At 62.2% G+C, this 24,599-nt stretch carries 22 protein-coding genes; 12 read left to right on the top strand and 10 right to left on the bottom strand.

Features of this window, described 5'->3' with window-relative positions; translation table 11 throughout:
• The first annotated feature begins 24 nt into the window (after positions 1-24).
• Together C0V73_RS12340 and C0V73_RS12335 are read left to right on the top strand one after the other, a co-directional pair.
• Entirely contained in the window at positions 25-399 is a 375-nt protein-coding gene (locus tag C0V73_RS12340) for an Hpt domain-containing protein (protein WP_102020256.1), read from the top strand.
• A 114-nt stretch (positions 400-513) separates the two neighbouring features.
• Positions 514-834 (top strand): 2Fe-2S iron-sulfur cluster-binding protein, encoded by a 321-nt coding sequence (locus C0V73_RS12335; protein WP_102020383.1) that lies wholly within the window; start codon positions 514-516, stop codon positions 832-834.
• A gap of 295 nt (positions 835-1,129) precedes the next feature.
• On the opposite strand, the gene C0V73_RS12330 is transcribed toward C0V73_RS12335, so the two are convergent.
• Positions 1,130-1,756 carry a DUF922 domain-containing protein gene (locus C0V73_RS12330; protein ID WP_102020255.1) on the bottom strand — a complete coding sequence of 209 codons (627 nt, stop codon included), beginning with the start codon at positions 1,754-1,756 and terminating at the stop codon, positions 1,130-1,132.
• A 104-nt stretch (positions 1,757-1,860) separates the two neighbouring features.
• Here C0V73_RS12330 and folP point away from each other — a divergent pair, with 104 nt between their 5' ends.
• From folP to folK, 3 genes are read left to right on the top strand one after another with little or no spacing between them, the layout of a single operon-like run.
• The gene (gene folP, locus C0V73_RS12325; RefSeq protein WP_102020254.1) at positions 1,861-2,736 is read left to right on the top strand and encodes a dihydropteroate synthase; all 876 of its coding nucleotides are present in this window, start codon (positions 1,861-1,863) and stop codon (positions 2,734-2,736) included.
• Positions 2,733-3,104 (top strand): dihydroneopterin aldolase, encoded by a 372-nt coding sequence (gene folB / locus C0V73_RS12320; protein ID WP_102020253.1) that lies wholly within the window; start codon positions 2,733-2,735, stop codon positions 3,102-3,104. The genes folP and folB overlap by 4 nt, the downstream gene beginning before the upstream one ends.
• The gene (gene folK / locus C0V73_RS12315) at positions 3,085-3,609 is read left to right on the top strand and encodes a 2-amino-4-hydroxy-6-hydroxymethyldihydropteridine diphosphokinase (RefSeq protein WP_102020252.1); all 525 of its coding nucleotides are present in this window, start codon (positions 3,085-3,087) and stop codon (positions 3,607-3,609) included. Before folB ends, folK begins: the two co-directional genes overlap by 20 nt.
• A gap of 27 nt (positions 3,610-3,636) precedes the next feature.
• Here the strand turns inward: folK and C0V73_RS12310 are convergent, their stop codons facing one another.
• The 4 genes from C0V73_RS12310 to C0V73_RS12295 all read right to left on the bottom strand — a co-directional run bounded on the left by C0V73_RS12310 (position 3,637) and on the right by C0V73_RS12295 (position 7,532).
• Positions 3,637-4,188: a hypothetical protein gene (locus C0V73_RS12310; protein WP_102020251.1), complete on the bottom strand. Its 552-nt coding sequence runs from the start codon at positions 4,186-4,188 to the stop codon at positions 3,637-3,639.
• Positions 4,189-4,329: 141 nt separating this feature from the next.
• Positions 4,330-5,439, bottom strand: a complete 1,110-nt coding sequence (locus C0V73_RS12305) for a TIGR01620 family protein (protein WP_102020250.1) — start codon at positions 5,437-5,439, stop codon at positions 4,330-4,332.
• Positions 5,436-6,908 (bottom strand): YcjX family protein, encoded by a 1,473-nt coding sequence (locus tag C0V73_RS12300; protein WP_102020382.1) that lies wholly within the window; start codon positions 6,906-6,908, stop codon positions 5,436-5,438. Before C0V73_RS12300 ends, C0V73_RS12305 begins: the two co-directional genes overlap by 4 nt.
• A 129-nt stretch (positions 6,909-7,037) precedes the next feature.
• Positions 7,038-7,532, bottom strand: coding sequence for a histidine phosphatase family protein (locus C0V73_RS12295; RefSeq protein ID WP_102020249.1), 495 nt, complete (start codon positions 7,530-7,532; stop codon positions 7,038-7,040).
• A gap of 275 nt (positions 7,533-7,807) precedes the next feature.
• Here C0V73_RS12295 and dksA point away from each other — a divergent pair, with 275 nt between their 5' ends.
• A complete protein-coding gene (gene dksA / locus C0V73_RS12290; RefSeq protein WP_102020248.1) occupies positions 7,808-8,227 on the top strand; it encodes an RNA polymerase-binding protein DksA in 420 nt (139 codons plus the stop codon).
• 91 nt (positions 8,228-8,318) lie between these two features.
• Here the strand turns inward: dksA and C0V73_RS12285 are convergent, their stop codons facing one another.
• Positions 8,319-9,806, bottom strand: a complete 1,488-nt coding sequence (locus C0V73_RS12285; protein WP_172450144.1) for a flagellar biosynthetic protein FliO — start codon at positions 9,804-9,806, stop codon at positions 8,319-8,321.
• A gap of 257 nt (positions 9,807-10,063) precedes the next feature.
• Between C0V73_RS12285 and C0V73_RS12280 the strand changes: the two genes are divergently transcribed.
• Positions 10,064-12,685 (top strand): PAS domain-containing sensor histidine kinase, encoded by a 2,622-nt coding sequence (locus C0V73_RS12280; RefSeq protein WP_102020246.1) that lies wholly within the window; start codon positions 10,064-10,066, stop codon positions 12,683-12,685.
• Positions 12,686-12,775: 90 nt separating this feature from the next.
• Here C0V73_RS12280 and C0V73_RS12275 read toward each other — a convergent pair whose 3' ends face one another.
• Positions 12,776-13,702, bottom strand: a complete 927-nt coding sequence (locus C0V73_RS12275; RefSeq protein ID WP_102020245.1) for a pseudouridine-5'-phosphate glycosidase — start codon at positions 13,700-13,702, stop codon at positions 12,776-12,778.
• A 28-nt stretch (positions 13,703-13,730) separates the two neighbouring features.
• The gene (locus C0V73_RS12270; protein WP_102020244.1) at positions 13,731-14,675 is read right to left on the bottom strand and encodes a carbohydrate kinase family protein; all 945 of its coding nucleotides are present in this window, start codon (positions 14,673-14,675) and stop codon (positions 13,731-13,733) included.
• A 242-nt stretch (positions 14,676-14,917) separates the two neighbouring features.
• Here C0V73_RS12270 and recA point away from each other — a divergent pair, with 242 nt between their 5' ends.
• The 3 genes from recA to C0V73_RS12255 all read left to right on the top strand — a co-directional run bounded on the left by recA (position 14,918) and on the right by C0V73_RS12255 (position 20,200).
• Positions 14,918-16,006, top strand: coding sequence for a recombinase RecA (gene recA / locus C0V73_RS12265; RefSeq protein ID WP_102020243.1), 1,089 nt, complete (start codon positions 14,918-14,920; stop codon positions 16,004-16,006).
• A gap of 153 nt (positions 16,007-16,159) precedes the next feature.
• Positions 16,160-18,817, top strand: coding sequence for an alanine--tRNA ligase (gene alaS, locus C0V73_RS12260; protein WP_102020242.1), 2,658 nt, complete (start codon positions 16,160-16,162; stop codon positions 18,815-18,817).
• 135 nt (positions 18,818-18,952) lie between these two features.
• On the top strand, positions 18,953-20,200 hold the full coding sequence (locus C0V73_RS12255) for a GGDEF domain-containing protein (RefSeq protein ID WP_245407949.1): 1,248 nt from the start codon (positions 18,953-18,955) through the stop codon (positions 20,198-20,200).
• Between the two features lie 6 nt (positions 20,201-20,206).
• Here the strand turns inward: C0V73_RS12255 and C0V73_RS12250 are convergent, their stop codons facing one another.
• On the bottom strand, positions 20,207-21,841 hold the full coding sequence (locus C0V73_RS12250) for a SulP family inorganic anion transporter (protein WP_102020380.1): 1,635 nt from the start codon (positions 21,839-21,841) through the stop codon (positions 20,207-20,209).
• Positions 21,842-22,004: 163 nt separating this feature from the next.
• Here C0V73_RS12250 and C0V73_RS12245 point away from each other — a divergent pair, with 163 nt between their 5' ends.
• A complete protein-coding gene (locus tag C0V73_RS12245; RefSeq protein ID WP_102020241.1) occupies positions 22,005-22,523 on the top strand; it encodes a hypothetical protein in 519 nt (172 codons plus the stop codon).
• 33 nt (positions 22,524-22,556) lie between these two features.
• Here the strand turns inward: C0V73_RS12245 and C0V73_RS12240 are convergent, their stop codons facing one another.
• Entirely contained in the window at positions 22,557-23,771 is a 1,215-nt protein-coding gene (locus C0V73_RS12240; RefSeq protein ID WP_102020240.1) for an NADP-dependent isocitrate dehydrogenase, read from the bottom strand.
• A gap of 222 nt (positions 23,772-23,993) precedes the next feature.
• Here C0V73_RS12240 and C0V73_RS12235 point away from each other — a divergent pair, with 222 nt between their 5' ends.
• Positions 23,994-24,530: a hypothetical protein gene (locus C0V73_RS12235; protein ID WP_102020239.1), complete on the top strand. Its 537-nt coding sequence runs from the start codon at positions 23,994-23,996 to the stop codon at positions 24,528-24,530.
• The last annotated feature ends 69 nt before the right edge of the window (positions 24,531-24,599 follow it).

Below are 24,599 nucleotides of genomic sequence, written 5' to 3'. Positions count from 1 at the left end.
AACAAAAAATCAAGGATCACGGTCATGGCAGCCGCAGTCAACATCGCCTTCACAACCCCCGATCACCTCAACGGTCTGACGCCGTCGCAACAGCGTCCGATCGACCTCGTGCATCTTGCATCGCAGACGAAGGGCGACAAGGCCGTGGAAGTCGAGATCCTGCAGATGTTTGCGCGCCAGGCACGCGGTTGTCTCGTCGCGCTGACGGCGGACCGGGGCAAGGTCGAAGTCAAGGCTGCTGCGAACCGCCTGCGCAATGCCGCCATGGCGGTCGGTGCCTTGCGCGTCGCCGCCGCTGCTGATCTCGTGGAAACCAAGGGTGCGAATGCCGATGCCCTGGCTTCGGTCGCTGCTGCCGTCCTCGAAGCGGAACACTTCATCCTGAAGCTTGCCCGCTGATCCCAAACAGGGGCGAGCCGCTGATGCCGCTCGCTTCCCCGTGAGTTGACTGCCCTTCCGAATTGGGAGATGACTTCGCCGGTTTTTCACAAGGCGAAGTCTGGACAGACAAACATGGCAAACATCAGCATCATTGCATTCGACGGCACCCGTTTCGACATCGCGGCAGCCGAGGGCTCCACGGTCATGGAAAATGCCGTCCGCAACTCGGTCCCCGGGATCGATGCCGAATGCGGCGGCGCCTGCGCCTGTGCCACCTGTCATGTCTATGTCGATGACGCCTGGTCCGAAAAGGTCGGCCAGCCGTCGCCGATGGAAGAGGACATGCTGGACTTTGCCGTCGAGGTGCGCCCGACGTCGCGTCTTTCCTGTCAGATCAAGGTGACGGCGGCCCTCGAGGGCCTCGTCGTCCATGTGCCCGAACGCCAGGGCTGAACGCCTCTGTCTGCGCTATCCCCTGTTAAAAAAGCCCCGCTTTCGTCAAGACGAAAGCGGGGCAAGGGGGCGCATCGCCAAGCAGGCGAGGGAGGAAGCACCTGTGGCACCAGGACGCGCCGGGAGAACGGGGAAATCGGGTTACGCTTAATCAACGTATTCGATGACACTTATATTTCAGATTTGTATCAAGGGCCACGCCCAGAAATTGCCGGTTATTCACAGGCGAGGGCGCAAGCCTGGGGCAAGCCGCAGCATGGCAGCAACACTCCCCCTCGAAATTGATGGGTGATTTCTACTGGTTTTCCTGGATTTCCCGGCGATGCCGGAGGATCCGCAACATGCGATCCTGGAAATTCTTCGCCTCGATCATGTCGAATCGCATCTGTGCCTCGTCATGCGCGACGGTCACCTCGTCCGTGACCTCGCTCGCGCGGTCCTGAAGGGTCTCGCAGTCCCGCGTCGGGCGCAGCTTCAGGAGGCGCTGCTCCAACAGCTTGGCATGCTGGCGGGCAATTTCCGCGTGGCGCTCCTCGTGGCGCTTGATGTCGGAGGACAGGGCGTCCCACAGGGTAGCCATCTCCCGCGATGCCCGATTGCGGTTCTTCCAGCGCGGTATGATGAGCTTGGTGTCCACGGTGACGCGGACATCTTCAACCGCGCAGCGATTGCCGCGCAGCGCATAGGTCAGGTCGCCGCCGAAACGGATCTGGGTGGCGCCGGGATGGCGGCTGCCGCTTGCCTGCGTGAAAGGGCCCTTGCGCGACAGTTCGGCATCGAGCTCGGCCGCGGTTCTCCCGCCGATCTGGAAGTAGCTGATAGACTTGCGGACGACGACGTCCGCGCTGGCCGAAAGTGGCAGAGAGATGCCGGTCAGGACTGCCAATATCAGGGCGGCCCGAAGACGGCGGGAGTGCTTCATTCTTTTTTCCGCAATGTTGTATTCGCCGCGCCCTTGGGGCATAGCCAAACCCGATCTGCACTATCGCAGCTTCGCGGATTTCCGTCGAGAGGATACAGGGTCGGGTGACCATGGTTGAACGCACAATTTGGCGTGTAGGGCATGGCCGGAGCCTCGATCTTTCCGAGCGCGGGGCGATCATGGCCATCGTCAATGTCACGCCGGATTCCTTTTCCGATGGCGGCCTGCATGCCGACGTCGAGGCGGCTGTTGCCCATGCGCTGGCCTGTGTCGACGAGGGGGCGGTCATCCTCGATATCGGCGGAGAATCGACGCGCCCGGGTGCCGCCGAGGTCACGCCAGAGGAAGAGATTGCGCGCGTCGTGCCGGTGATCTCGGCGTTGAGGCAGAAGACAGACGCGCTGATTTCCATCGATACCTATCGTGCTGCCACCGCAAAGGCTGCGGTGGAGGCCGGCGCACATATCATCAACGATGTGCACGGGCTGCAGCGCGAACCGGAGATCGCAGCCGTTGCGGCGGCAACGGGCGCTGGTCTTTGCATCATGCATACGGGTCGCGGGCGCGAGAAGCTTGCCGATCCGATTGCCGACCAGCGGCATTTCCTGGGCCTTTCGCTCGATATCGCGGCTCGTGCGGGCGTGGCGCGTGAAACAATCGTTCTCGATCCGGGTTTCGGTTTTGCCAAGGAAACCACGGAAGAGAATATGGAGCTGATGATCCGTTTCGAGGAGTTGCACGACTTTGGGCTGCCGCTTCTGGCCGGCACGTCGCGCAAGCGTTTCCTGGGTGCCCTGACCGGACGGGAAGCGCGAGATCGTGATGCGGCAACGGCGGCGACCACGGTTGCCCTGCGACTGAAAGGCGCTTCCGTTTTCCGCGTCCATAATGTCGCGATCAATCGGGACGCGCTCGTCATCGCCGATGCTATGCTTTCGGCAGAGCGGCAGCTGGCCGCAGCGAAGGAATTGTCCGCATGAGCGGTGTTTTCACCATCACCCTGAAGAACTGCGCCTTTTTCGCCCATCACGGGGTATTCCCGGAGGAGGGGGTGCTCGGCCAGCGGTTCTTCGTCGATGCGGAGTTTGACGTCGATGCGCTCGAATCCGCCGAGACCGATACCCTCGAAGGCACCGTGCATTACGGGATCGCCTTTGAGGTGATCCGTGACATCGTGACCGGCAGCCGTCGCCAGTTGATTGAAGCCTTGGCGTTAGCGATCGCGCGCGGTTTGCTCGACCGGTTCCCGGAAATGCAGCGATGCCGGATCACGGTTCGCAAGCCGAGCGCGCCGATCGCCGGCATTCTCGACCATGTACAGGTGAGTGTTGAACAGTTCAGACGTTAAGCGCTGGCAGGCGGCAACGCTTGGCCTTGGCGGCAATATCGGCGATCCCGTAGCCGCGATGGCGGAGGCGCTTCGCAGGCTCGATGCGCGACGCGATTGCCGCGTGACTGCGGTTTCCCGGCTCTACCGGACGCCGCCCTGGGGCAAGACCGACCAGGACGATTTCTACAACGCCTGCGCTTCCGTCGAGACGCTGCTCGAACCGCAAGAGCTGCTGGCGGCCTGTCTCGAGATCGAGCGGACGATGAAGCGTGTCCGGGTAGAGCGCTGGGGGCCGCGTACCATCGACATCGACATCCTGACTTTCGCCGATCGCATTATCGATGCCGAGCATCTAAAGGTCCCGCATCCGCGTATGACGGAACGCGCCTTCGTGCTGATGCCGCTCGCGGACGTCGATCCGCAGCTCTCGGTGCAGGGGCGCTCAGTTGCGGATTGGCTTGGAAGCATCGATCAGGCGGGAATCGTGATCGCAAACGAAAACCGCGCCTGGTGGCGCGGTTGAATTCTGGCTCTCGCGATTGAGGGGCCGTCAGTCGTTTTCAGCGGTCTCAGCCATGGCAGTTGCCTGGCGATTGAGCTTGAGACCGATGACCGGGATCATCCGGTCTTCCACCTTCACGGAAATGGTGATGTTCATCGCATCGTCTTCTTCGATACGAGCAACCATGGCGCCGTTCAGCTTGGCGCGGTTGATCCCCATGACGGCGCGGTTGCCGGTGACGGTGCCCGAAACAATGTCGAGGCCCTTGCCATCGGCGCCATCCAGGAACTGACCCTTGTAGCTGCCGCCGGACTGCGAGATGACGGCCGACATGGGCTGGCTGAAGACGCCAACGCGGCAGGTGCCGTCGAGCTTAAGGCCGGTTTCCTTGCCCTCAGCCGGAAGCCCGGTGAGGTTGCAGGTGAACTTGGTGCCCTTGTACTTGCCAGCAACGATCTCGCCCGGACCCTTCCAGACCCCGGCGACGGATTCGAAGAAGCGCTTGTCGCGCGAAGCAGCATCGGCGACCGTCGCCGGCATGATTGCGGCAACGGCAAGGATGACGGCGCAGCGGCCGACTGTCGAGGAGCGAGAGAACATCGATTTGCCTTGGTACGAGAAACCAGAAACCCCGCTCAGACCCTAGCGGAAAAATGGTTAATGCATCATTGCCATTAACCCCAAATGCCAGTTCCGACAACCGGCAAAAGTCACTGGTCTCTCCGGTGTGGCCCGTCTGCCTCACCCCGTCCGGTCGCGGTCCTTGCCGGTCATGGAGGGTGTCAGGTCGCCGATGAAGTCGCCGATGCCAGGCCGTTTGGCCGCGCGGAACGGCAGTGGCCTGCAGAGGTCCATGGCCGCAATGCCGATACGGGCTGTCATCAGGCCATTGATCACGCCTTCGCCGAGACGGGTCGAAAGGCGGGCGGCAAGCCCGTGGCCGAGCACCTGCTGGGCAAGGCCATCGCCGATGGCTATGGAGCCTGTGACGGCAAGATGGGCGAACACGTCCCTGAGGAGGCGGAGCATGCCGAAGGAGCCCGGCCGTCCGCCATAGAGTTCGGCCATGCTCCTGATCAGCCTGACGACCTCGAAAAGCACATAGGCGAGATCGACCACAGCCCTAGGGCTGACGGCTGTCACCACCGAGACGCGCTTGGCGGCGTTGAGGATGAGAGCGCGTGCCTTGATATCCAAGGGGGAGAGCAGTTCCCGTTCGGCAAGCTCGATCAAGTGCGGCGCGTCGATGATGTCGTCTTTCACCGCGTCCAGCGTCTTTTGCCCGCGGGTGGTTTCGGGGCGATGGGAAACGAGGCTCGACAGTTTGGCAACGACAGCGGCGGCGCGGGTTCGTTTGCCGCTTTCTGCCGCAGCGTCCGCTTCAATCTTTAGATCCTGGACGGCGTCCAGGCGCCAAAGACCAAGCAATTCCCGACCGACGGCGATCATGAGCGCGAGCAGGCCCACGGCGAGCACTGCGACTGCCAGATAGCCAAGCCAGTCGGCGCGGGCGAAGAGGTCCGAAATCAGTCGGTCGACCCAGAGGCCAAAGGCAAGCGACAGGAGCACGCCGAAAGCGCCCGTCGCAAGTTTGGCGAAGGAGAAGCGCCGACGGCGTGGTTCGGCCACGGGAACTGGCGGCAGTTCATCTGCTGCGGCCGCAAGGAACGGATCTTCCGCGTCGGGGACAATCAGGACCTCGCCGGAGAAGCTGCGCGGCTGTCGGCTGGCCTTGTCTGGAGGGTCGGCGCGCCGTGTTTCCGGCTCAACGGAGAAGGCTGCTGGCCGTCTTTGCGGCTCGGAAGCCTTCGCGGTCGGCACGCTGACAGGGGGCACGGTCGGTTTCTTCATGCGAGACGATCTCCCAGCAGGAATTGCAGCGCGCGGTCCAAGCGGATATGCGGCACCGAAAGCGTCACGCCGTGCTTCTCATCGAGTTGCGGCGGTCGGAAGCGGACGATGCTGAGGTCCGGCAAGGTCGCGGACGTGTCGCCTTCGTCGACGGAGCGGAAATAGGCTTCCGGATCCTGCGGCAGGTCACCCGGAAAGACTGCCGTCTTGCGATCGCCATCGAAGATCTCGTTGCCGATGCGCTCGCCTGCCATCGGCGTGCCAACGATGACGGGCAGATCGTGGCCGTCCTGCTTCACGTTGGCTTCCCGCGTGGCGCGCACCGAGGCGAGCGCCATGACCTCTATACCGGCACCGCTCATGCCGATCGTGCGGATCGCGCGGTTGACGAGGCGGCGGGTCAGCACTTCCAGCCGGTCATGGCTCTCGTGGTGCAAATGGTCTGCCTTCGTTGCCGCCACCAGCACGCGATCGATCCGTCGGCGCACCAAGGACGTCAGGACGTTGTTAGAGCCGGCGCGGAAACAGGCGAGCACGTCTCCCAGAGCGCGTTCCAGATCCTGGACCGCTTCCGGACCGCGGTTGAGCGCTTGAAGCGCATCGACCAGGACGATCTGGCGGTCCAGCCTTGCGAAATGTTCGCGAAAGAAGGGTTTCACCACCACCGACTTGTAGGCTTCGAAGCGGCGCTCCATCATTGCCCGGAGGGATCCCTTCGGGGCGCGGCCTTGCGGGAGAACCGGTAGCGGGGCGAAGGTCAGGGCGGGCGAGCCTTCAAGGTCGCCCGGCATCAAAAAGCGGCCGGGAGGCAGGGTCGATAGCGAGCGCTCATCCGACTTGCAGAGCCTGAGATAGGTCGTGAAGGCCTCAGCCAGACGGCGGGCGGTCATCTCGTCTGCGGGCCCGTCGGGATCGACAGTCGCCGCCAAGGCCAGCCATTCGCGGGCCAGTTCGGCGCGCACGCCGGTTTCTGCAAGCTTTGTCGTGTTCTCTGAAAATGTCCTGTAGTCCTGTCCCAGAAGTGGCAGGTCGAGCAGCCATTCACCGGGATAGTCGACGATGTCGATCGACAGCCTGCCGGCCGAGAACATCCGGTTCCAGGAGCTGGCACTCTTGTATTCGATGGTCAACCTGAGTTCGGAAATGGCGCGCGTCGAATCCGGCCAGACCCGTTCGTCGACCAGTGCCCTGATGTGGTCTTCGTATTGGAAGCGCGGGACGGCGTCGTCAGGCTGTTCCTGCAGCGTGGCGCCGGTCATGCGGCCCGACCGGAGCGGCTCGAACAGCGGCAGGCGGCCAGCATGCAGCAGATTGTGAACCAGTGATGAGATGAACACGGTCTTGCCGGCACGCGACAGACCCGTCACGCCGAGCCTGATCGTCGGGTTGACCAGATGGGCTGCCCGGTCGGTGAGGTTATCGAGGGCAATCGCGGCTTCGTCGGTCAGACTGGTGAGGGAAGGGGGCAAAGGGCTGTCCTGCGAGACGGTGACGGGTGCTGTATCGCCCGGCACGAGAGAGTTCAGATAACTTGATCTCCCATATAGGCGTCGGTTGCGGCGCAAAAAAGAGGCAGGCTTTGCGCGCCTGACAAACCGTCAGCCGACCAGAAAGTCGCGCAGCCGATAGGCCTCGTCGCCCATGGCGTCGATTACGGCGAGACCCGAGGTGGGATAGCCTTCCGGCACCGTCCTTGCCATCACGTCGTTGCCGCACAGCCGGGCAAAGACCTCCTCGATCGCCGGGTTGTGCCCGACAAGCATCAGCGCCTCGACGCCGCGTGTAGAGTCGGCGATCTCCAGATAGGCCTCTGCCGGGGCGTTGTAGAGTGCATCGACATAGCGGAACTCTACGAGGCCCGAGAATACCCGATTGATAGCGTCGGCGGTCTGCCGGCAGCGCTTTGCGGTCGAGCAGACCACGAGATCGGGACGATACTGCTTGTCGGCGGCGGTCTCGGCCAGGAGTTCGGCCTCGGCGAAGCCCGCATCTGACAGGCTTCGATCGAAATCGCGGCCACCTGGCTCGGCCCAACCGGATTTCGCGTGGCGCAGCAGATAGATGCGCTGGGGAGGCTGAATGGAGGGCGTCATCCGTTGGACATTCCGCGTGAGATGGTGCTGGTCACTGAAGTACCGGTTCTTGTGCCTTGCCGTCAACCATGCGCGGCGAATGCGCTCATCATCCTATCGTGGTGGGTTGCTGTATATCCGGCGTCAGTACTCAAGCAAATTATGCTTAAAAAATAGAAATTTAGATGAAAAATGTAACAGATTTAAAAATGGCTTCGAAACAGTCAGAAGGCTTGAACCGGTTGCCTTGAAAGGTTATACACCCGCCCATTGAGATGTTCTTCAGGAGAATCGCGTTGAGTGAGAAGATCAATCTTAGCAATTATGTGCTCTCGGAAGACGATGAGTTCATGAACGCGAACCAGCGGGCCTATTTTAGAGCCAAGCTGATCGCATGGAAGAACGACATCCTTCGGGAAGCGCGCGAGACACTCGACCATCTCGCGGAAGAAAGCGCCAATCATCCCGACCTCGCAGACCGGGCTTCATCCGAAACCGACAGGGCCATCGAACTCCGGGCACGCGATCGTCAGCGCAAGCTGATCTCGAAGATCGACGCCGCCTTGCAGCGCATCGATGACGGGACCTACGGCTATTGCGAGGAAACCGGCGAGCCGATCGGTCTCAAGCGTCTCGACGCCCGTCCGATCGCCACTCTGTCAATCGAGGCCCAGGAGCGGCATGAGCGTCGCGAAAAGGTCTATCGCGACGAGTGAGGCTCAAGCCTTAGCACCTTCTTCTGTCATCGGAGATTTAAGACCCGCCATCGGCGGGTCTTTTTATTTGCGCAGGTGTTCGGTGGCCTCGTTAGGGATTTCGGCTGGCCGACATTTCCCCGAATATCCGCGCAATCTCCGTCTGCAAGTTGGGTTCCTGACCCTGCTTGTCGGAATTCGGCGCTACAGCATCAGATTGGCCATTTGCCGGAAGAATTGCCGAGGCCGGGAGGCGCGGCCGGTCTGGCCGGGTTTCCGGCAGGAGCTGCGAGAACTCGGCAGCGGGCTTCGGCGCAGGGGCCGGATCGGCTGCGAGATGGAAAGCCATTTCTTCTTCGAGCACGCGTTCGAAATCGCTCAGATCGCGGCTCGGCGCTTCCGGTTCGCTGGCCGCCGGTCGGCGATCGGCAACCGGTTCGTAGCGCTTGGCCTCAAACGGCAGAGGCTGTGCGGCAGACGGGGCGGGAGCCAGGACGCGCAGGCGCGCTGCTTCGAGCAGATCTTCTGCTGCGGGCGCATCGATGACGGGCGGCAAGGTCGGGGCGGTGTGTTGCACGGATGCGACCGGTCGTTCTGCCTCGCGAGCGGGCTCAACCATCTCCGGCGCCATGACCGGCTCCACCGGTTCCATCCGGTATGTCTCTGTCGCCAGCGTTTCGGCCTTGGCTGGCGGTTCGATGGCGGGCGCTGCTTCGGTCAGCTCAGGCTCAAGCACCACCGGCGTTACAACGGCATCGGAAGGCCCGGCGTTGGAGACTGCCATGACTGGCTCGACGCTGGCCGTTGGCTGAACCGGCGCAACGTCAGGCGCCACCCGCTTTTCCATAGGCGGGGCGGGGCGCTGTGCGACTTCGATCGTCGGAGTTTGCGCTGGTTCTGCTGGCCGTTTTTCCACCGCTAGCACGGGCGCTGCGACGGCAGCAGGTGCCGCGGCAAAGGCAGTTGCCAAGACCGGCGTTGGCGGGGTGACGGGCTGTCTTTCGAGAGCAGGCTCGGGAGCCCGCGGCTGGACCGGCTGCGAGCGCAGTTCCGCTGGTCGTTGCTCGACACCTGGTGCCGAAGCCGGCTGCGGCCGGGTCTGTGCGACCACCGGTTCAGGTTTCACTGGCTCGGCAACCGGCTGGTGTCTCACGGCCGGTTCGGTGGCGGGGCTCATCGTTGCGGCCGGCGAGGCGATCCGAGGGGCTGCAGCGTCTGTCGCGGCAAGGGCCGGTGCCACGGCCGGGCTCGGCAATTCCGACTGCTCGTCCATGGCCTGCGGGTTGACTGGTCGTGCGCTCAGATAGGGGCGTTCATCGCCGATCCCGCTTTCGATGACGAGGTCGGTAGGGCCGCCGATCATCACGAGGTGCTCGATATTATCACGGCGGATCAGGACGATGCGGCGGCGCGTATCGATGGCCGCCGCGTCCAGCACCTGAAGGCGCGGCTGGCGGTTGCGGCCGCCGCGGACGAAGGGCGACGGGGCCCGGTTGCGCAGGATCCAGAGCACGATGAAAAGGCAGAGCAAGGCAAGGCTGACGCCCAGCGCCGCCACGAGAAAACGATCGCCATAGGCCGAGATCAGGTCATCCAGCATTTTCGTGCTCCTTTTGTCTGGCTTTCTGGCAGAAGACGGCCCTTTCCGCAATCTTGCGCGGACGCCAAGATATCGCGTCCATAACGCAACAAAGTTCCAAATGCTCCGCCAGGATTGCGGCATTCCTGTGGGGGAGCGGCTCTGCGCTCACATCTGGGCCTTTCTTTGCTTTTTGCTGTTGCGGCAAATTGATAAACAGGAGACAGCGCCGATTCTCGCTAGGTCGGATCATCCGTGCGCTTAGGCAAGAGGCATTCATGACACGACAGCAGTACGAACGAGATGGAGACGGCCCCTTGGTCGATCGCCGCAGCGGCATCGGCATGGCGTTGCGCATCCTGCTGCTTGCCCTCGTGCTGATCGCGGCCTCCGCTGCCTTCATCTTCTTCCGTGATCAGTTGGACAACCAGGTCGTGCTGGGCGTGCTCGGCATTCTCGCGATGATGGGCATCTTCTTCATCGTGTCGGCGGTCATCGGTTTCGTTGAGGTGATGCCGCAGTCCAACAGCGACACGCTCGCGCGCCGCTTTCTGGCCAGCCAGCCTGAGGGGACGCTGATCACCGACAGCGAAGGCCGGATCGTCTATGCGAATGTGGCCTATGGCACGATGACGGGCGCCCGCACGGCTACCGAAGTGCAGACCCTCGAGGCACTGCTCTCCCGGTACCGCGAATCGAGCGAGGCGCTTTATCGCCTGACCAATGGGTTGCGCGAAGGGCGCGACAGCCATGAGGAATTCCGGCTCCTGAAGCCGCTTGGCAACCAGACGAACAATGGGTCCGGCGCCCACTGGTACCGCCTGAAGGCGCGGCTGCTGCCTGGCGAAGGTCGCGGCAAGCCGCTGCATGTCTGGCAGATTTCCGACATCACCGCCGAGCGCGACGACCAGGAGCGTTTCTTCAAGGAATTGCAGCATGCGATCGACTATCTCGACCATGCGCCGGCCGGCTTCTTCTCCGCCGGGCGCAAGGGTGAGATCTATTATCTCAACGCCACGCTTGCCGAGTGGCTGGGGGTCGATCTCACCCAGTTCAACCCGGGCTCCATGACGATTTCCGATCTGGTGGCCGGGGAGGGAATGGCGCTCATCAATTCCGTCCAGGCCGAGCCTGGTCAGGCGCGCACCGAAACGCTCGATCTCGACCTGCGTCGCGTTAACGGCCAGAGCCTTCCGGTGCGGCTCGTCCATCGCGTGCGTGCGGCGCGGGATGGGGCACCGGGCGAGAGCCGGTCGATCGTCCTGTCACGCGCCCAAGGCGAGGGCGGCGATCAGTCGGATTCGGTCGCCTCGATGCGCTTCACCCGCTTCTTCAATAATACGCCGATGGCCATTGCTTCCGTCGATGGCGAAGGTCGGATCCTTCGGACCAACGCCCCCTTCATGAAGCTTTTCGCCGATATCATCTCGCGCGACGAGATCGAGCGTCACGGGTTGATCGAGGTGGTGCTGCACGAGACGGAGCGGGAAGGTTTCCGCGAGGCGCTCGCGGCGGCCATGGACCGCCAGGGGGACATCCCCCCGATCGACAGCCGTCATCCGACCAATGACATCAGGCATTTCCGCTTCTACGTGAACGCCGTCATCGACCAGAGCGACGAGGCCCCGGAAGAGGCTGCAATCGTCTACGCCGTCGACGTGACCGACCAGAAGGCGCTTGAGGCGCAGATGGCGCAGACGCAGAAGATGAATGCCGTCGGCACGCTGGCCGGCGGTATCGCGCACGACTTCAACAACGTGCTGACGGCCATCCTCTTGTCTTCCGACCACCTGCTCCTGCAGGCGCGGCCTTCGGATGCGAGCTTCGCCGATCTCATGGAGATCAAGCGCAATGCCAACCGCGCGGCCGTTCTTGTGCGCCAGTTGCTCGCCTTCTCGCGTAAACAGACGATGCGGCCGAGCGTCTTGAACCTCACCGACGTGATCGGCGATCTCAGGATGCTGGTCGACCGGCTGATCTCCGGCAGCAATGTCAAGCTCAGGGTCGAATACGGCCGGGATCTCTGGCCGGTGAAGACGGACCTCTCGCAGTTCGAGCAGGTGCTGATCAATCTCTGTGTCAATGCGCGCGACGCCATGCCGGATGGCGGCTCGATCACCGTCTCGACCCGCAATGTCGATGCCGAAGAGGCCGTGGCCTTCGGTTATCGCGGCCTGCCGTCGGAAGACATGGTGCTGGTCGAAGTCGCCGATACCGGAACCGGGATCGCGCCAGAGATCATGGACAAGATCTTCGAGCCCTTCTTCACCACGAAGGAAGTGGGCAAGGGGACGGGTCTCGGACTTGCCATGGTCTATGGCATCGTCAAGCAATCCGGCGGCTACATCTATCCGGAATCTGAAGTCGGCAAGGGCACGACCTTCCGGATCTTCCTGCCGCGTCATGTGCCCGAGGTTCAGCCGGTTATCGAAGGACAGGTCCAGGCCTCCGTCAGCGGTGACACGATCACCGTTGCGACGGCCAGTGCGAAGGCCGAAGCGCAGGATGCGCCTGATCTGACCGGCAAGTCGGCCGTGGTGCTTCTCGTCGAGGACGAGGAGGCCGTGCGGCGCGGCGGCAAGCGCATGCTCGAGACGCGTGGATACACCGTGCATGAGGCCGGTTCCGGCGTCGAAGCGCTCGACATCATGGAAGAGCTCGACGGCGCGGTCGACATCGTCGTCTCCGACGTCGTCATGCCCGAGATGGATGGCCCCACCCTGCTCACCGAGTTGCGGAAGAAATATCCTGACCTGAAGTTCATCTTCGTTTCGGGTTATGCCGAGGACGCCTTTGCCCGCAACCTGCCGGCGGACGCAAAGTTCGGCTTCCTCCCGAAACCCTTCTCGCTCAAGCAGCTCGCTGTCGCTGTGCGCGAAATGCTGGATGGCGAAGGCTGATGGCTTCTTAGAACGCTAGAATATTGCTGATACAAAGAACCCGCCGGATGGCTCCGGCGGGTTCTTTTATTGTCAGGTGATTTTTGGCTATCAGCCGTTCATGGCGACGGCGATTTCGGCGGCCAGACGCGCATTGTTCTCGACCAGCGCGATATTGGTCTTCAGCGAGCGGCCACCGGTCAGGTGGAAGATGTTGTCGAGCAGATAGGGGGTGACCTGCTTGCCGGCAATCTCGTCGCGTTCGGCGTTGGCAAGGGCCCGGCTGATATAGATTTCCATCTCTTCGCGCGGGATTTCGTCAGCTTCCGGCACCGGGTTGGCGATCAGCATGCCGCCATCGATGCCGAGCTGGTCGCGCATCTTCTGGAAATTGGCGATGGCCGCCGGGCTCTGCAGGTTAAGCACGCTCTTGAGGCCGGAGCTGCGCGACCAGAAGGCGGGGAAGTCTTCGCTGTCATAGGTGACGACAGGCACACCGCGGGTTTCCAGCACTTCCAGCGTCTTCGGAATATCGAGGATGGCCTTCGGGCCAGCCGATACGACGATGACGGCGGTTCGGGCCAGTTCTTCGAGGTCAGCCGAGATGTCGAAGCTTTCCTCGGCGCCGCGATGCACGCCGCCAATGCCGCCGGTCGCAAAGACATGGATGCCGGCGCGGTAGGCGGCAATCATGGTAGCGGCAACCGTGGTTGCGCCGTTGCGGCGCTCGGCGATCGCAAACGCAAGATCGGCGCGCGAGAGCTTCATCACGTGCTCCATCTGCGCCAGCGCTTCGAGTTCAGCCGGCTCGAGGCCGATATGCAGCACGCCCTTGATGACGGCGATGGTCGCGGGCACGGCGCCCTGCTGGCGCACGATGTCCTCGACGCTGCGGGCCATCTGCAGGTTGCCGGGATAGGGCATGCCATGGGTGATGATGGTGGATTCGAGTGCCACGATCGGGGCGCCGCGCTGCTTGGCTGCGCTGACTTCGCTCGAATAGGTGATGGGAAGGAGGGGGGAGATGGAACGGGTCATGGGGGTCTTCCGCTAGAAATTCAGGTTCTCATGCCAGGAAACGGGCAGGCGGGACAAGAGCCAACTGGCGCTTGAGCCGTTCCTCGGAGAGATTTTCGTCGGTTGCGTGGGATGAGGCGAGGGTGATGGCCGCAGACGCGGTGCCGTGGCGCAATGCCTCGGTCAAGTCGGCGCGCTTCAGCCTCGCATGCAGAAAGCCTGCCGCGAACGCGTCGCCGGCGCCGGTTACATCGGCGATCTCGTCAAGCGGCACGGGTTCGATGAGCGCGATGCCCTCGGGACCGAATGCGACCGTCGGGCCGCTGCCGCTGGTCACCGTGCCACCGGCAAGGCCTTGGGCACGCAGCAGGCCCGGCCAGTCCTCGGCTCTTTCCGGCCGTGATCCGGCAATGGCCTCGGCCTCCGCGCCATTCATGAAGAGGTGGCTGATATGGGGCAGGGCGCCTTTGAACTTGACCACCTTAGCTGGCGAGATGGCGATCGCGGAAAGACCCTTGCCATGAATGTCGCAGGCTTTTGCGAGGGCGGTCAGCGTATCCGCGGGGAGGTTTGCGTCGGTCAGCACGTGGCTTGTGCTTGCCAAGCTGTCGCGGAGAGACCGCGCCTTCAGGCGGGGGGCCGTGAAGGCATCATAAAGCGCCATATCGGCAAGCGCGATCACCAGGTTGCCGTCGCGCTCCAGGATCGCCGTATAGCTCGGCGTGGCGCGATCGAGGAACATCACCGGTTGATCGTCGAGGCCAGCGCGCTCGGCTGCTTCCGCCACCATCTGGCCGGCCGCATCGCCACCCCGGGGTGCGATCAGGCGAACGGCCCGACCGAGCCTTGAGAGATTGCGGGCTGCATTGAAGACGCCACCGCCGGCTTCCTCGAACCATTGCCCGGGATTGCTGGCGCCCGGCTTCGTATCGCCGAATATGCGTGCCCGGCGGTCGATATGCGCGCCACCAATGGCGAGGATTTCAACGGTCATCTATCGCTCTCCGGAGCCCGCAAATACCGAATCGAAGTGGTTCCCAAGGCTTCCGCATGCGGGTCGCACAGTTCTCATATCGCCAACCGCTGATATGGTGGAACATGTTTGGAACACTCCCGCGAAAATAGTTTTAAATCAACTACTTCGTATGCTCTTGCAAAATGAGAACAAAAAGTGTACATAGTCCCCATCGGCGGCTTCATTGCCTATGCGGCCTCAATAACCTAAAGGTGGATCAAATGGCACAGAATTCTTTGCGGCTTGTAGAGGACAAATCGGTGGATAAAAGCAAGGCATTGGAAGCGGCGCTCTCGCAGATCGAACGGTCGTTCGGCAAGGGCTCGATCATGAAGCTCGGCGCGAACGAGAGCGTGGTCGAAGTCGAGACGGTCTCGACGGGGTCGCTCAGCCTCGATATCGCGCTCGGCATCGGCGGTCTGCCGAAGGGGCGCATCATTGAAATTTACGGGCCGGAAAGCTCGGGTAAGACGACGCTTGCGCTGCAGACGATTGCAGAGGCCCAGAAGAAGGGCGGCATCTGCGCCTTCGTCGACGCTGAACACGCGCTTGATCCGATCTATGCCCGCAAGCTCGGCGTTGACCTGCAGAATCTCCTGATCTCGCAGCCGGATACCGGCGAACAGGCGCTTGAAATCACCGACACGCTGGTGCGCTCCGGCGCGATCGACGTTCTCGTCGTCGACTCGGTTGCAGCGCTGACCCCGCGTGCCGAAATCGAAGGCGAAATGGGTGACAGCCTGCCGGGCATGCAGGCCCGTCTGATGAGCCAGGCGCTGCGCAAGCTGACCGCGTCGATCTCGCGCTCGAAGACCATGGTGATCTTCATCAACCAGATCCGCATGAAGATCGGCGTCATGTTCGGTTCGCCGGAAACGACGACCGGCGGTAACGCGCTGAAGTTCTACGCCTCGGTTCGCCTCGACATCCGCCGTATCGGCGCGGTCAAGGATCGCGAAGAGGTTGTCGGCAACCAGACCCGCGTCAAGGTCGTCAAGAACAAGATGGCACCCCCCTTCAAGCAGGTCGAATTCGACATCATGTATGGCGAAGGCGTGTCGAAGACCGGCGAACTCGTCGACCTCGGCGTCAAGGCCGGCATCGTCGAGAAGTCGGGTGCCTGGTTCTCCTACAACAGCCAGCGTCTCGGCCAGGGTCGTGAAAACGCCAAGCTCTTCCTGCGCGACAATCCGCCCGTGGCCCAGGAAATCGAGATGGCGTTGCGCCAGAATGCCGGCCTGATTGCGGAGAAGTTCCTGCAGAATGGCGGGCCGGATGCCAATGACGGTGATGGTGCCGACGACGCGTAAGGCGTTTCGCTGTTATCTGAAAGTTTTGACGGCCGCGTTTCCCTGGAGACGCGGCCGTTTTCGTTGCGGCTGCTGGACAGGGAAGAAGCCGGGCGATAAAAGCCATTGATTTTGCAAATTGGCCGGCTTCCCGGCCTGAATGAAGGGCGTGACATGAGCGGTGTAAACGACATCCGGTCGACTTTTCTCGATTACTTCAAGACGAACGGTCACGAGGTTGTTTCCTCCAGCCCGCTGGTGCCGCGCAATGACCCCACACTGATGTTCACCAATGCCGGCATGGTACAGTTCAAGAACGTCTTTACGGGTCTCGAACAGCGTCCGTATTCGACCGCTGCGACCGCGCAGAAATGCGTGCGCGCCGGCGGCAAGCACAATGACCTGGACAATGTCGGCTATACCGCCCGCCACCACACCTTCTTCGAAATGCTCGGCAATTTCTCCTTTGGCGACTATTTCAAGGAGCGCGCGATCGAGCTTGCCTGGAACCTGATCACCAAGGAATTCGGCATCGACCGCAACCGCCTGCTGGTCACCGTCTATCACACCGATGACGAGGCCCATGCCCTGTGGAAGAAGATCGCCGGGCTCTCCGACGACAAGATCATCCGCATCGCGACCAACGACAATTTCTGGGCCATGGGTGACACCGGTCCTTGCGGTCCCTGCTCGGAAATCTTCTACGATCACGGCGATCATATCTGGGGTGGCCCTCCGGGCTCGCCGGAAGAAGACGGTGACCGTTTCATCGAGATCTGGAACCTCGTCTTCATGCAGTATGAGCAGGTGACGAAGGAAGAGCGCATCAACCTGCCGCGTCCGTCGATTGACACCGGCATGGGACTGGAGCGCGTTGCTGCCCTGTTGCAGGGCAAGCATGACAATTATGACATCGACCTCTTCCGCGCCCTGATTGATGCTTCCGTTGATCTCACTGGCGTCAAGGCCGAGGGCGAGCGCCGCGCCAGCCACCGCGTCATCGCCGACCACCTGCGCTCGTCGGCCTTCCTGATTGCCGATGGCGTTCTGCCGTCGAACGAAGGCCGCGGCTACGTGCTTCGCCGCATCATGCGCCGCGCCATGCGCCATGCGCAGCTTCTGGGGGCCAAGGATCCGATCATCTACAAGCTGCTGCCGGTCCTGGTGCAGCAGATGGGTCGCGCCTATCCGGAACTGGGCCGTGCCGAGTCCCTGATCTCTGAGACCCTGAAGCTCGAAGAAACCCGTTTCCGCAAGACGCTGGAGCGCGGTCTGACGCTGCTCTCCGACGCGACCGCGACGCTCGACAAGGGCGACAGCCTCGACGGCGAAACCGCGTTCAAGCTCTACGACACCTATGGCTTCCCGCTCGACCTGACGCAGGACGCGCTGCGCGGTCGCGAAATCGGCGTCGATCTGACCGGCTTCAACGATGCCATGCAGCGCCAGAAGGCCGAGGCCCGCGCCAATTGGGCCGGCTCCGGCGACAAGGCCCAGGAAACCGTCTGGTTCGAGCTCAAGGAAAAGTTCGGCGCGACTGAATTCCTCGGTTACAGCTCTGAAACTGCCGAAGGCCAGGTGCTGGCCATCGTCAAGGACGGCAAGGTTGTCGAAAAGGCGAGCGCTGGTGAAGAGGTTCAGATCGTCGTCAACCAGACGCCGTTCTACGGCGAATCCGGTGGCCAGATGGGCGACACCGGTGAGATCGTCGGCGAAGGCTATTCGCTGGCCGTGAGCGATACCCAGAAAAAGGGCGAGGGCGTCTTCGTCCACGTCGCGACCGTGAAGAACGGCATCGTGACGGCTGGTGGTGCGGTCACGCTCAATGTCGACCACGCCCGTCGCTCGCGCCTGCGGTCCAACCATTCCGCCACGCACCTTCTCCATGAGGCGCTGCGTGACGTGCTTGGCACCCATGTCGCTCAGAAGGGTTCGCTCGTGGCGCCCGAGCGTCTGCGCTTCGATATCTCGCATCCGAAGCCGATCTCGGCCGAGGAACTGAAGATCGTCGAGGAGATGGCAAACGAGATCATCATCCAGAATGTGCCGGTCACGACCCGCCTGATGGCCGTGGACGATGCGATCGCGGAAGGCGCCATGGCGCTCTTCGGCGAAAAATATGGTGACGAAGTTCGTGTCGTATCGATGGGCACTGCGGTTCGCGGCGAGAAGGCCGGCAAGGCCTATTCGATCGAACTGTGTGGCGGCACGCATGTGTCGGCGACCGGTGACATTGGTCTCGTGCGCCTGGTCGGCGAAAGTGCCGTCGGTGCCGGTGTCCGCCGTCTCGAAGCCCTGACCGGGGAAGCGGCTCGCGCCTATCTCGCCGAACAGGACGAGCGCGTGAAGACGCTGGCTGCGACGCTCAAGGTACAGCCGACGGATGTCGTCGCCCGCGTCGAGGCGCTGGTGGACGAGCGCCGCAAGCTCGAAAAGGAACTGGCGGAAGCCAAGCGCAAGCTCGCCATGGGCGGTGGTGCGAGTGGTGGTGCCGAAGCACCGAAGCAGGTGAACGGCATCAACTTCATCGGTCGTGTGCTGGCCGGCATCGACGCCAAGGACTTGAAGGGCATGGCGGACGAGGCAAAGGCCGGTCTGGAAACGGCCGTCGTCGTGTTGATCGCTGTTGCCGAAGACGGCAAGGCAAGTGCTGTCGTCTCCGTCACGCCGGATCTGGCTGCCCGCCACAGCGCTGTCGATCTCGTCCGCGTCGCGTCTACCGCCCTCGGCGGCAAGGGTGGCGGTGGACGTCCCGACATGGCCCAGGCCGGTGGTCCCGATGGAGCTCAGGCCGAGGCTGCGATTGCGGCTGTCGAGGCCGTACTCGGCTGATCTTTTTCGGTTTTATCGGATTGAGGCCGGGCAATGCCCGGCCTTTTTTATTGTCGATTATCGAGATTTACCGATAGTTTTTGCGGATTCTTCAACCTTGCGAACTATGGCTTTTGCATCATCGAGGTTGTCGACTTGGCTGCAGTCTTTCACATTCCCACGCTCACTGTGTGCCTTGCGGCAACGCTGATCATCGTATCCGGCTTTCTCACCCTTCTCTGGGCGCATGAGCGCGACAATCGGGCGCTCGGGTTCTGGTCACTCGGCTTCTCCGCCGGCGCTGTCGGAATGGTGCTGGTCAGCCTGCGGGAAATAGCGCCGCCCATCGTCGCGCTCGGCCTGGGCAATGGCTTGAGCATCTACAGCATCGGCCTGATCTGGTTGGGTTGTCTCGCGTTTGAAGGCGAAACGCGCAAGGGCAGCGGTATCATCGCGGCGGCGGGCGCCGTGCTCTGGCTTTGCCTTTTCGCGTTCCCATCCTTTTCAGGGGATCTCGGCACCCGCATCCTGGTGGCATCGATCCTCTATGCTGGTTACTCCTTTCTCTGCATTCCCATTCTCTTGTCCGGGCAAAGGCGCGAACCTCTGCCGGCCCGCCTCATTGTTATCGTGGCGTTCGGCACCCATGGTGCGGCCTATGTCCTCCGGTTTCCGCTGCAGCTGATCGAGCCGGTGCACCTTGTTGCTGGTCATGCACCGCTCTGGTTTGGCACCATGACTTTTGGTTTCTTCGTGCAGGGACTTGTCGGGGCTCTCGCAGTCTTCGCCATGGTGCATGAGCGGGCGACGCGCCGCTACAAGCGGGATTCCGAGACGGATGTTTTGACATCGCTGTCCAACAGGCGGGCCTTCATGGAGGCTGTCGCCAAGGCGCGTGCCGGTTTCGGCGGATCCGGTCCGGGTGCTGTGCTTGCGGTCGTCGATGCCGATCACTTCAAATCGATCAACGATAACTACGGACATGCGGGCGGTGATCTTGTCCTCATGCAGCTTGGCCGGTTCCTGTCCCGTGAGTTGCCCGACGGTGTTATCGTCGGACGGCTCGGAGGCGAGGAATTCGGTATTTACCTACCTGCCTATATAGCTATGCGGCATCCGCAGCTGCTGGAGGACCTGCGACGCGGGGTGAGTACGATCGCGACAGATGATCTAGCCTCGTTGCCGGGCATTACGGTCAGCATCGGAGCGGTGTCTCTTGCTTCGGGCCCGCTTGATTTCTCGCGTGCTCTCGCCAGTGCTGACAAGGCGCTCTACAGCTCGAAAAAGGCAGGGCGCAATTGCCTCACCTGGGCGACGGCGGATCAAGATCCAAGCGAGCGGCTCGAGCCACCCGTGTCATCGATCGGCGAGTCGGTGACAGCAGCACCGCGTTCTGCCGCCTAAAAAGCGTCAGGGATTGTGGGCTGCCTCGCGTCGAGCGAGCGCCTCTCGCGCTTCGCCCATGGTGCGGACGAAGGTCAAACCGTGCTCGGGTGCTTCGTGGTGCTGGAGCATTGTTTTCAGTTCCGGTCGATCCGTGACGAGGTAGACCTCCACTCCCTGCCGGACGGCTTTGCGGATGACGCTGGTGAGCAGATTTACTCCCGAGGTGTCGACGAACTGAATGCCGGTGCAATCGAGCACGAGATTGCGGTGATCGTCGCCGATGCGGTCGAGCACGGCGCCCGCAGCAGCCACGGCGCCGAAGAAGAAGGCCCCGTCCAGCCGGTAGGTCACGGTATCGGCATCCGTCGCATCCAGCGGCTTTTCCGGCCCTTCTGCCGTCACCCTTATGCTCTTCGACATGTGATGGATGAATTGCAGTGCTGCGAGCGAGAAGCCGACCACGATGCCTTCCGTCAGGTCGCGGAAAACCACCAGCAGGAAGGTCACGCCGAGAATTAGCGCTTCACCGCGCGATGAGCGAACGAGGGCTGCGATCGCCGACTTCTCCACCATGTTCCAGGAGACGACCGCGAGCACGCCTGCTAGGGCCGCGAGCGGTATGAAGGCCGCGAGAGGGGCGGCAACCAGCATGAAGCCGAGCAGGAAGGCTGAATGCAGCATGCCGGAGACAGGGCTTGTCGCCCCGGCGCGGACATTGGTCGCGGTGCGCGCGATCGTGCCGGTAACGCAGATGCCGCCGAACAGGGCCGAGGCAATGTTGGCTGTTCCCTGCGCCACGAGTTCGGTGTTGGAGCGATGCCTGCGCCCGGTCATGCCGTCGGCCACCACGGCCGAGAGCAATGATTCGATCGCGCCGAGCAGCGCAAAGGCGATGGCGTCCGGCAGGACGGCAATGGCCAGTTCCGGCGTGACGTTCGGCAGTGCTGGCAGAGGCAGGCCCGAGGGTATGCCGCCAAACTTGGAGCCGATGGTCGCGACCGGCAGTTGAAGAGCCGCGGCAATCGCCGAGGCGGTGATAACGGCGATCAGCAGTCCCGGCCAGGAAGGCCGGTAGCGGCGCAGCACAAGGATGATCGCGATAGTGAGGCCGGCGAGCCCGGCTGCCGCCGGTGACACGCTCGGCAGGGCATTGGCGATGGCGCCTAGTTTCTCGGCAAGCGGGCCGGGCTCTCCCTCGGTGAAGGTCAGCCCAAGCAGTTCGCCGATCTGGCTTGCGAAGATGATCACCGCAATACCGGCGGTAAAGCCGACCGTGACGGGATAGGGGATGAACTTGATATAGTCGCCGAGCCTCAAGAGCCCGCAGGCGATCAGCATCACGCCGGCCATCGCGGTTGCCAGCAACAGTCCCTCGATGCCGTGGGTCGTGACCGTCATGCTGACGAGCACGATGAAGGCACCGGCCGGGCCACCGATCTGGTGGCGGCTGCCGCCGAGCAGAGAGACGATGAAGCCGCCGATGATCGCCGTATAGAGCCCGCGGTCCGGCGTCACGCCCGAGGCAATGGCGATTGCCATCGAAAGGGGAAGGGCAACAATTGCCACGGTCAGTCCCGCAAGCGTGTCGGCCTTCAGTCGCGCAAGACTATAGCCTTCGCGGAAGACGCTGATCGTTTTGGGAAGGATGACATCTGCCATGTTGATCGCGATTGCCGGGTGGTGAACGCGGTCGCCCCTCTGCCGCGTCTCTTCAGCCATTGGACTCTGAGTCCGCGCATTTGACAACATGGCCAAAGGGATACTGTCGCTGAGTGCGATCTGCCGGCTTTTCGAGGGGCAGAATTCTTCCTATGGATAGATGATGAAGACCGAGACGAGTTATCCCACCCTGATGATTTATCCGCGCCGTGGCCTCGCAGTGCTCTGGGCTGCAGGCGGTGCGGTCATTCTGTCCGTTGCATTCGGCGGGCTCCTGGCGAGCCTCCTCGGCGGCGGCTGGGCGAGCCTGATGACCTTTGTCTATCTGGTGCTGTTCGCGATCGGCATCTTGGGGTTTCGCCGAGGCTGGCAGGGCCTGGTTGCGGCGATGCGGCCCGTGGTCGAGCTCAACAATGAGGAACTGATTGATCTCAGAACCGAGCGCCGGATTGCCTGGGCCTCGATCGTCGAGCTTTCACAGCGCCGCGTGGCCGGTCGCTGGGTGATCGATATCGACTATCTCGATGAAGACGATCCGGATCGTCTCGACAGCTACGATCTGCCGCTCTCCGGCTATCACATCTCCGGACGCCGTCTGGGGGCGGAGATCCGCAAGCGCTTTGCCGAGGTGGATGCCGGCGACGCACTTCCCGATACAGAAAACCCGGCCACGTTGCCGTGACCGGGTTCTGAATTCTCAAGCTCTGGCTGCCGATCAGGCGGCCATTGCCTTCTTCAGGTTTTCATCGACCTTGTCGAGGAAGGCCGTGGTCGAGAGCCACGGCTGATCCGGACCGATGAGCAGCGCCAGGTCCTTGGTCATGTAGCCTGCCTCAACTGTGTCGATGCAGACCTTTTCCAGCGTCGTTGCGAAGTTAGCCAGATCGGCGTTGTCGTCCAGCTTGGCGCGGTGGGCGAGGCCACGGGTCCAGGCGAAGATCGATGCGATCGAGTTGGTCGAGGTTTCCTGACCCTTCTGGTGCTGGCGGTAGTGACGCGTAACCGTGCCGTGGGCGGCTTCGGCTTCGACGGTGCGGCCATCGGGGGACAAGAGAACCGAGGTCATCAGGCCGAGCGAGCCGAAGCCCTGAGCAACCGTATCCGACTGAACGTCGCCATCGTAGTTCTTGCAGGCCCAGACGTAGCCGCCGGACCACTTCAGTGCAGAAGCGACCATGTCGTCGATCAGGCGGTGTTCGTAGACGATGCCGGCTTCGTCGAACTTTGCCTTGAACTCGGTCTGGTAGACTTCTTCGAAGATATCCTTGAAGCGGCCGTCATAGGCCTTGAGGATGGTGTTCTTGGTCGACAGGTAGACCGGCCACTTGCGCATCAGGCCGTACATCATCGAGGCGCGGGCGAATTCGCGGATCGATTCGTCGAGGTTGTACATCGCCATGGCGACGCCTGCGCCCGGTGCGTTGTAGACTTCCTTTTCGATGACTTCGCCATCTTCACCGACGAACTTGATCGTCAGCTTGCCCTTGCCGGGGAACTTGAAGTCGGTCGCCTTGTACTGGTCGCCGAAAGCGTGACGGCCGACAACGATCGGCTTGGTCCAGCCGGGAACGAGACGCGGCACGTTCTTGCAGATGATAGGCTCGCGGAAGATAACGCCGCCGAGGATGTTGCGGATCGTGCCGTTCGGGCTCTTCCACATTTCCTTGAGGTTGAATTCCTTTACGCGCTGTTCGTCCGGGGTGATCGTCGCGCACTTGATGCCGACGCCGTGCTTCTTGATGGCGTGAGCGGCGTCGATGGTCACCTGGTCATTGGTGGCGTCGCGGTTTTCGACCGAGAGGTCGTAGTATTCGATGTCGAGATCCAGGTAGGGCAGGATCAGCTTGTCCTTGATGAACTGCCAGATGATGCGGGTCATCTCGTCGCCGTCGAGATCGACCACCGGGTTGGCTACCTTGATCTTGGTCATGAATATCCTCACGAGTTTTTGCCTGACGCGCAGGCGCGGGGAGGGCGCTCTGCCGATGGCCTGCCTATAACATTCTCTCGTTACAAGGCAAACAGGAGAGGGTGTCTTCCGGTAAATTCTAGGTTCAGACTTTCGACGTGCGTTTTGCCCCAAACTTGGTTGCGGGAGACGCCCGATTTGCGGCTAAAAGCAAAGTATCGATCAGATCCATCGGAGTCTCCCATGAAGCCCCTGTCTGCAGCCTTCGTCCTTGGCCTGTTTTTCGTATCGGTCGCGCCGAGTGCCGCGACAGCCGAGATGAAGGCTCCGGTCCGGGAAATCATCGAGGCGGCGGCCCGCAGCTGGGACAACACGATCGACGAGCCGGCCGAAGACGTCTTCAGCGTGGACCGGCTGGACCGACTGTTCAGCGAGGATTTCGTTGAAGCTTTCGAGGCTGCATCGAAAAATCCGCCCTTCGACCCGCCGGAGGGCGAGACGACCGGCTATCCCTTCGACTACGACCCGATTGCCCAGGGGCAGGATGGTTGCCCCTTCGAGAATATCCATCTCGAGGATGATGGAGAGGGGCAGGTGACTGCGTTTTTCAACAATCGCCGTTGCATGGGCGAAGGCCCTGACTACGAGGTCGAAACGGTCCTGATCTTCGAGGTCGTTGAAGAGGATGGTCGGACGGTGATCGACGATTTCTACCCCGTGGTCGATGGACAGAATGGCTCCTCGATCAAGCAGGACTTGAAGGCGCAAGGCGGGCTCTGAGCTCTGACGCGCCGTTTCTGTGCACGAAACTCACGGGGCGCAACGCCGTTTCAGCGGCTGCCTTGCCGG

Origin of the sequence: Rhizobium sp. TH135, assembly GCF_002855515.1 — a bacterium.
GTDB lineage: Bacteria > Pseudomonadota > Alphaproteobacteria > Rhizobiales > Rhizobiaceae > Allorhizobium.
The sequence above is the reverse complement of the archived record's forward strand: the minus strand, read 5'-3'. Positions and strand labels throughout refer to the sequence as shown.

What these genes read in the sequence shown, in the direction of transcription:
- C0V73_RS12235 (WP_102020239.1), top strand. Translation starts at nt 23,994, where the DNA reads ATGAAGCCCCTGTCTGCAGCCTTCGTCCTTGGCCTGTTTTTCGTATCG.
- folB (WP_102020253.1), top strand. Translation starts at nt 2,733, where the DNA reads ATGAGCGGTGTTTTCACCATCACCCTGAAGAACTGCGCCTTTTTCGCC.
- C0V73_RS12275 (WP_102020245.1), bottom strand. Translation starts at nt 13,702, where the DNA reads ATGACCCGTTCCATCTCCCCCCTCCTTCCCATCACCTATTCGAGCGAA.
- C0V73_RS12245 (WP_102020241.1), top strand. Translation starts at nt 22,005, where the DNA reads ATGAAGACCGAGACGAGTTATCCCACCCTGATGATTTATCCGCGCCGT.
- C0V73_RS12250 (WP_102020380.1), bottom strand. Translation starts at nt 21,841, where the DNA reads ATGGCAGATGTCATCCTTCCCAAAACGATCAGCGTCTTCCGCGAAGGC.
- C0V73_RS12330 (WP_102020255.1), bottom strand. Translation starts at nt 1,756, where the DNA reads ATGAAGCACTCCCGCCGTCTTCGGGCCGCCCTGATATTGGCAGTCCTG.
- C0V73_RS12340 (WP_102020256.1), top strand. Translation starts at nt 25, where the DNA reads ATGGCAGCCGCAGTCAACATCGCCTTCACAACCCCCGATCACCTCAAC.
- C0V73_RS12305 (WP_102020250.1), bottom strand. Translation starts at nt 5,439, where the DNA reads ATGAAGAAACCGACCGTGCCCCCTGTCAGCGTGCCGACCGCGAAGGCT.
- C0V73_RS12335 (WP_102020383.1), top strand. Translation starts at nt 514, where the DNA reads ATGGCAAACATCAGCATCATTGCATTCGACGGCACCCGTTTCGACATC.
- alaS (WP_102020242.1), top strand. Translation starts at nt 16,160, where the DNA reads ATGAGCGGTGTAAACGACATCCGGTCGACTTTTCTCGATTACTTCAAG.
- C0V73_RS12310 (WP_102020251.1), bottom strand. Translation starts at nt 4,188, where the DNA reads ATGTTCTCTCGCTCCTCGACAGTCGGCCGCTGCGCCGTCATCCTTGCC.
- C0V73_RS12285 (WP_172450144.1), bottom strand. Translation starts at nt 9,806, where the DNA reads ATGCTGGATGACCTGATCTCGGCCTATGGCGATCGTTTTCTCGTGGCG.
- recA (WP_102020243.1), top strand. Translation starts at nt 14,918, where the DNA reads ATGGCACAGAATTCTTTGCGGCTTGTAGAGGACAAATCGGTGGATAAA.
- C0V73_RS12280 (WP_102020246.1), top strand. Translation starts at nt 10,064, where the DNA reads ATGACACGACAGCAGTACGAACGAGATGGAGACGGCCCCTTGGTCGAT.
- C0V73_RS12270 (WP_102020244.1), bottom strand. Translation starts at nt 14,675, where the DNA reads ATGACCGTTGAAATCCTCGCCATTGGTGGCGCGCATATCGACCGCCGG.
- C0V73_RS12240 (WP_102020240.1), bottom strand. Translation starts at nt 23,771, where the DNA reads ATGACCAAGATCAAGGTAGCCAACCCGGTGGTCGATCTCGACGGCGAC.
- C0V73_RS12295 (WP_102020249.1), bottom strand. Translation starts at nt 7,532, where the DNA reads ATGACGCCCTCCATTCAGCCTCCCCAGCGCATCTATCTGCTGCGCCAC.